4 protein-coding genes are annotated in these 6,134 nt (G+C 59.8%); all 4 read left to right on the top strand.

What is annotated here, in order from left to right:
- Positions 1–24: 24 nt before the first annotated feature.
- Positions 25–2,760 (top strand): preprotein translocase subunit SecA, encoded by a 2,736-nt coding sequence (gene secA, locus ACIOZM_RS12870; RefSeq protein WP_401214247.1) that lies wholly within the window; start codon positions 25–27, stop codon positions 2,758–2,760.
- Between the two features lie 122 nt (positions 2,761–2,882).
- Entirely contained in the window at positions 2,883–4,100 is a 1,218-nt protein-coding gene (gene argJ, locus ACIOZM_RS12865) for a bifunctional glutamate N-acetyltransferase/amino-acid acetyltransferase ArgJ (protein ID WP_401214098.1), read from the top strand.
- A gap of 219 nt (positions 4,101–4,319) precedes the next feature.
- A complete protein-coding gene (locus tag ACIOZM_RS12860; protein ID WP_401214095.1) occupies positions 4,320–4,952 on the top strand; it encodes a glutathione S-transferase family protein in 633 nt (210 codons plus the stop codon).
- Positions 4,949–5,893, top strand: coding sequence for a Nudix family hydrolase (locus ACIOZM_RS12855; protein ID WP_401214092.1), 945 nt, complete (start codon positions 4,949–4,951; stop codon positions 5,891–5,893). Before ACIOZM_RS12860 ends, ACIOZM_RS12855 begins: the two co-directional genes overlap by 4 nt.
- The last annotated feature ends 241 nt before the right edge of the window (positions 5,894–6,134 follow it).

Here is a 6,134-nt window from a genome sequence, read left to right as displayed (position 1 = left end):
TTTAGTGTGGAAGATCCTGCCGATATGTTTGCGCCTTTGTTAAAGAAACTTTTTGGAAGCAAGAACGAGCGTGAAGTAAAACGCATGCTCAAGACGGTGCAGTTCGTCAATGCCTTCGAAGAGCAAATGGTAGCCCTTTCGGACGATCAATTGCGCGCCAAGACGGATGAGTTCAAGGCCCGCATCGCCAAAGGGGAAACCCTCGACAAGCTGTTGCCAGAAGCCTTTGCGGTCGCCCGTGAAGCGGGCAAGCGCGTCATGGGCATGCGCCACTTCGACGTTCAGTTGATCGGCGGCATGACCCTGCACGAAGGCATGATTGCCGAAATGCGTACCGGTGAAGGCAAGACCCTGGTGGCAACACTGGGCGTTTACCTGAACGCGCTGTCCGGCAAGGGCGTGCACGTTGTAACCGTGAACGACTACCTGGCCCGCCGTGACGCCAACTGGATGCGCCCGCTCTATGAATTCCTCGGCCTGACCGTCGGTGTCGTGACGCCGTTCCAGCCGCCGGAAGAGAAGCGTGCCGCCTACGCTGCCGACATCACCTACGGCACCAACAACGAATTCGGGTTCGACTACCTGCGCGACAACATGGCGTTCAGCATGGAAGAAAAATTCCAGCGCGAACTCAATTTTGCCGTGATCGACGAAGTCGACTCCATCCTCATCGACGAAGCGCGTACCCCGCTGATCATTTCCGGTCAGGCCGAGGACAGCTCCAAGCTGTACATGGAGATCAATAAACTGATCCCGCAGCTGGAACTGCACGTTGAAGAAGTCGAAGGCGAAGTTACCAAGGCTGGCCATTACACCGTTGACGAGAAGACCCGTCAGGTCGAACTCAACGAAGCCGGTCACCAGTACATCGAAGACATGCTCACCGGCGTCGGTCTGCTGGCCGAGGGCGAGAGCCTGTACTCGGCGCATAACCTCGGTCTGCTGACCCACGTCTATGCCGGTCTGCGTGCGCACAAACTCTTCAACCGCAACGTTGAATACATCGTGCAGGACGGTCAGGTCGTACTGGTCGACGAACACACCGGTCGTACCATGCCGGGTCGCCGTTTGTCCGAAGGCCTGCACCAGGCCATCGAAGCCAAGGAACACCTGAACATCCAGGCCGAAAGCCAGACTCTGGCGTCGACCACGTTCCAGAACTACTTCCGTCTGTACACCAAGCTGTCCGGCATGACCGGTACCGCCGACACCGAAGCGTTCGAGTTCCATCAGATCTATGGCCTGCAGGTCATGGTCATTCCACCGAACAAGCCGTTGGCGCGTAAAGACTACAACGACCTGGTGTTCCTCACAGCCGAAGAGAAGTACGCGGCAATCGTGGCGGACATCAAGGAAAGCATGGCCGCTGGTCGTCCGGTGCTGGTAGGTACTGCCACCATCGAAACCTCCGAGCACATGTCCGAACTGCTCGTGAAGGAAGGCATCGAACACAAGGTTCTGAACGCCAAGTTCCACGAAAAAGAAGCTGAAATCATCGCGCAGGCCGGTCGTCCGGGTGCACTGACCATCGCCACCAACATGGCCGGTCGTGGTACCGACATCCTGTTGGGCGGTAACTGGGAGGTTGAAGTTGCTTCCCTGGAAGACCCGACCCCTGAGCAGATCGCCCAGATCAAGGCCGACTGGCAGAAGCGTCACCAGCAAGTGCTGGAGTCCGGTGGTTTGCAGGTGATCGCTTCCGAGCGTCACGAATCGCGCCGTATCGACAACCAGTTGCGTGGTCGTGCCGGTCGTCAGGGTGACGCCGGTTCCAGCCGTTTCTACCTGTCGCTGGAGGACAGCCTGATGCGCATCTTCGCCTCTGACCGGGTGAAGAACTTCATGAAAGCCTTGGGCATGCAGCCGGGCGAAGCGATCGAGCACCGCATGGTGACCAACGCGATCGAGAAGGCGCAGCGCAAGGTTGAAGGCCGCAACTTCGATATTCGCAAGCAACTGCTCGAGTTCGACGACGTCAACAACGAACAGCGTAAAGTGATCTATCACATGCGTAACACGTTGCTGGCCGCCGACAACATCGGTGAGACCATCGCCGACTTCCGTCAGGACGTGCTCAACGCGACCATCAGCGCGCACATTCCGCCGCAATCACTGCCTGAGCAGTGGGACGTCGCCGGTCTGGAAGCGTCGTTGCAGAGCGACTTCGGTGTGGCACTGCCGATCCAGCAATGGCTCGACGAAGACGATCACCTGTACGAAGAAACCCTGCGCGAGAAGCTGATGGTCGAGCTGATGGCGGCGTACAACGAGAAAGAAGATCAGGCCGGTGCCGACGCACTGCGCTCCTTCGAGAAGCAAATCGTTCTGCGCGTGCTGGATGACCTGTGGAAAGACCACCTGTCGACCATGGATCACCTGCGTCACGGTATCCACCTGCGTGGTTATGCGCAGAAGAACCCGAAACAGGAATACAAGCGCGAGTCCTTCACGCTGTTCTCCGAGTTGCTGGATTCGATCAAACGCGATTCGATCCGTGTGTTGTCGCATGTTCAGGTTCGCCGCGAAGATCCGGAAGCAGAAGAACAACGCCTGCGTCAGGAAGCCGAAGCACTGGCCGCCCGCATGCAGTTCGAACACGCCGAGGCCCCAGGCCTGGAGCAGCCGGAAGTGCTGGGTGAAGAGATCGATGTAGCCCTCGCCACCGCCCCGGTTCGCAACGAGCAGAAGCTGGGCCGCAACGAACTGTGCTACTGCGGTTCGGGCAAGAAATTCAAGCATTGCCACGGGCAGATCCAGTAAAACCCGTTTCAATCGCTGAAATACCCGCGCCGCGACCGGCATCAGCCGTCGCGGCGTTTTGCCATTCAAACCACCGCTTCCCTGTCAGGCGGTGCTGACATCATTGAGTAAGGAGCGCATTCATGGCTGTTGGTCTTGGTCCTTTGCCAACGTTGCACCCGGTTGCCGGTTTTGAACTCGGTATCGCCTCGGCCGGCATCAAGCGCCCGGGGCGCAAGGATGTCGTGGTCATGCGCTGTGCCGAAGGTTCGACCGTGGCCGGTGTGTTCACGCTGAACGCCTTTTGCGCCGCGCCAGTGATTCTCGCCAAGCAGCGCGTACAGAATGCTGTGCGTTACCTGCTGACCAACACCGGTAATGCCAACGCCGGCACCGGTGAACCGGGCCTGGCCGCTGCCGAACGTACCACCGCGAAACTGGCCGAACTGACCGGCGTTGATGCCAGCCTGGTGCTGCCGTATTCCACCGGTGTGATCGGCGAGCCGTTGCCGGTCGAGAAGATCGAAGGCGCGCTGCAAGCGGCACTGGATGATCTCTCGGAGAACAACTGGGAAGCTGCCGCCACCGGCATCATGACCACCGACACCCTGCCGAAGGGTGCCAGCCGCCAGTTCCAGCACGACGGCGTGACCATTACCGTCACCGGCATCAGCAAAGGCGCAGGCATGATCCGTCCGAACATGGCGACCATGCTCGGTTACATCGCTACCGACGCCAAAGTCTCCCGCGACGTCCTGCACAACCTGATGCTCGACGGTGCGAACAAGTCGTTCAACCGCATCACCATCGACGGCGACACTTCGACCAATGACTGCTGCATGCTGATCGCCACTGGCAAGGCTGCACTGCCGGAGATCACCAAGGCTGAAGGCGAACTGTTCGCCAAGCTCAAGCAAGCCGTGTTCGAAGTGTGCATGGACGTGGCGCAGGCCATCGTGCGTGACGGCGAGGGCGCGACCAAGTTCGTCACCGTTGAAGTCAATGGCGGCGGTAATCACCAGGAATGCCTGGACGTCGGTTACACCGTGGCTCACTCGCCGTTGATCAAGACTGCGCTGTTCGCCTCTGATCCGAACTGGGGCCGCATTCTGGCTGCCGTCGGCCGTGCCGGCGTGCCGAACCTCGACGTGAGCAAGATCGACGTATTCCTCGGCGATGTGTGCATCGCCAGCCGCGGTGCCCGCGCGGAGACCTACACTGAAGCGCAAGGCTCGGCGGTGATGCAGCAGGAAGAAATCACTATCCGCATCGAGTTGGGTCGCGGCGATTGCAGCGAAACCATCTGGACTACCGACTTGTCGCATGAATACGTGAAGATCAACGCCGAATACCGTACCTGATCCAATCCGAGACCGCATCGCGGCGATCGCCAGCAGGCTGGCTCCCACAGGTTCTTCTGCTAAACACACCTTCTGTGTTCAATGAAGATCCTCGTTGGGGCTAGCCTGGAGGTTTGCGCATCACTGAAGATCCACTGTGGGAGCTAGCCTGCTAGCGATTGAGCCGGCACAGACACTGAAAATCTCCCGGTTTTTCCACTGACGAAAAGGCGCCACACCATGTCCTTGCACCTGATCATCGGCGACAAACTGCTTTCCTCCTGGTCCCTGCGCGCCGCTCTGGCGGTAGAGCTGACCGGTGCACCCTACACCGAAGAACTGATCAAACTCGGCAAGCCCGATACCCGCGAGCGTCTGCTCGCACATTCGCCAACCGCCAAGGTCCCGCTGCTGAAAACCGCACGCGGCACCATCGCCGATTCGCTGGCGATTGCCGAATACCTGGCCGAGCAGTTTCCTTCCGAGCAGCTCTGGCCGGCAGACATCGCCGCCCGTGCACAAGCCAGATCCGCCTGCGCGCAGATGCACAGCGGTTTCTTCGCCATGCGCAATCACATGCCGTTCAAGCTGAGCCACGACGCGCCGCTGAATCCAGTGCCGCCCGAGGTCAAAGTCGATATCGAACGCATGCTCGCGCTGTGGGCCGAATGCCGCGCCGTCGCCACCGAAACCGGGCCGTACCTGTTTGGTCGCGTGAGCCTCGCCGATGCGTTCTTCGCCCCGATTGCCGTGCGTCTGCGCACCTATCAGGTGAAGCTGCCGGCAGAAGATGAAGCCTATGTTGAAACCATCTACCAATGGCCAGCCTTCAAGGCTTGGCAAAAGGCCGGACTGGAGGAATTGCAGTCGTGAAACGTGTACACGTCGCCGCCGCGGTCATTCGTGACAGCAGTGGCAAAATCCTCATCGCCCGCCGTGCAGACACCCAGCATCAAGGGGGGCTGTGGGAATTTCCCGGTGGCAAGGTCGAGGCCGACGAGTCGGTCGAAACCGCGCTCGCCCGTGAATTGCAGGAAGAGTTGGGCATCGTCGTTGGTGCAGCTCGGCCGCTGATAAAGGTTCGCCATGATTACCCCGACAAACAGGTGTTGCTGGATGTCTGGGAGGTCTCGGACTTCAGCGGCGAACCGCACGGCGCCGAAGGGCAGCCATTGGCCTGGGTCACCGCAAAGGAGCTGGTGAACTATGAGTTTCCGGCAGCCAATCAGCCGATTGTCGCGGCAGCGCGTCTGCCCGGCGAATACCTGATTACCCCCGAAGATCTGGAAACCCCGGCGCTGCTGCGCGGCATTCAGAAGGCGATTGCTGGCGGGATCAAGCTGATCCAGCTGCGTGCGCCGAACGGTTACGATCCGAAATACCGCGATCTGGCGGTGGATGCGGCAGGGCTGTGTGCCGGCAAGGCGCAGTTGATGATCAAGGGGCCGTTCGAGTGGTTGGGGGATTTCCCCTCCGCTGGCTGGCACATCACCGCTGCTCAGTTGCGCAAGTACGCGGCCAAGGGCCGTCCGTTGCCGGCTGAGCGTTGGTTGGCTGCGTCGTGTCATAACGCTGAAGAGTTGGCGTTGGCCGAGCAGATGGGCGTGGATTTCGTCACTCTTTCGCCGGTACAGCCGACGCTGACGCATCCGGATGCGCAGCCATTGGGCTGGGAGCAGGCTGCGAGTTTGATCGAGGGCTTCAGCAAGCCAGTGTTCTTGCTTGGCGGGGTTGGTCCGGCAGAGCGGGAGAAGGCTTGGGGGGTTGGCGCTCAGGGTGTTGCGGGGATTCGGGCATTCTGGCCTGAGGCCTGATTTGCATTGATACAACTGGCCCCATCGCTGGCAAGCCAGCTCCCACAAGGTTTTGCGTCGTTCACAAGATTTTGTGAGCGATCGAGATCCCTGTGGGTGCTGGCTTTGCCTCTGGCCTTATCGCTGGCAAGCCAGCTCCCGAAAGGTTTTGCGTCGTTCACAAGATTTTGTGAGCGATCGAGACCCCTGTGGGTGCTGGCTTTGCCTCTGGCCTTATCGCTGGCAAGCCAGCTCCCGTAAG

The organism is Pseudomonas sp. NPDC087346, from assembly GCF_044744235.1.
Taxonomy (GTDB): Bacteria; Pseudomonadota; Gammaproteobacteria; order Pseudomonadales; family Pseudomonadaceae; genus Aquipseudomonas.
The sequence above is the reverse complement of the archived record's forward strand: the minus strand, read 5'-3'. Positions and strand labels throughout refer to the sequence as shown.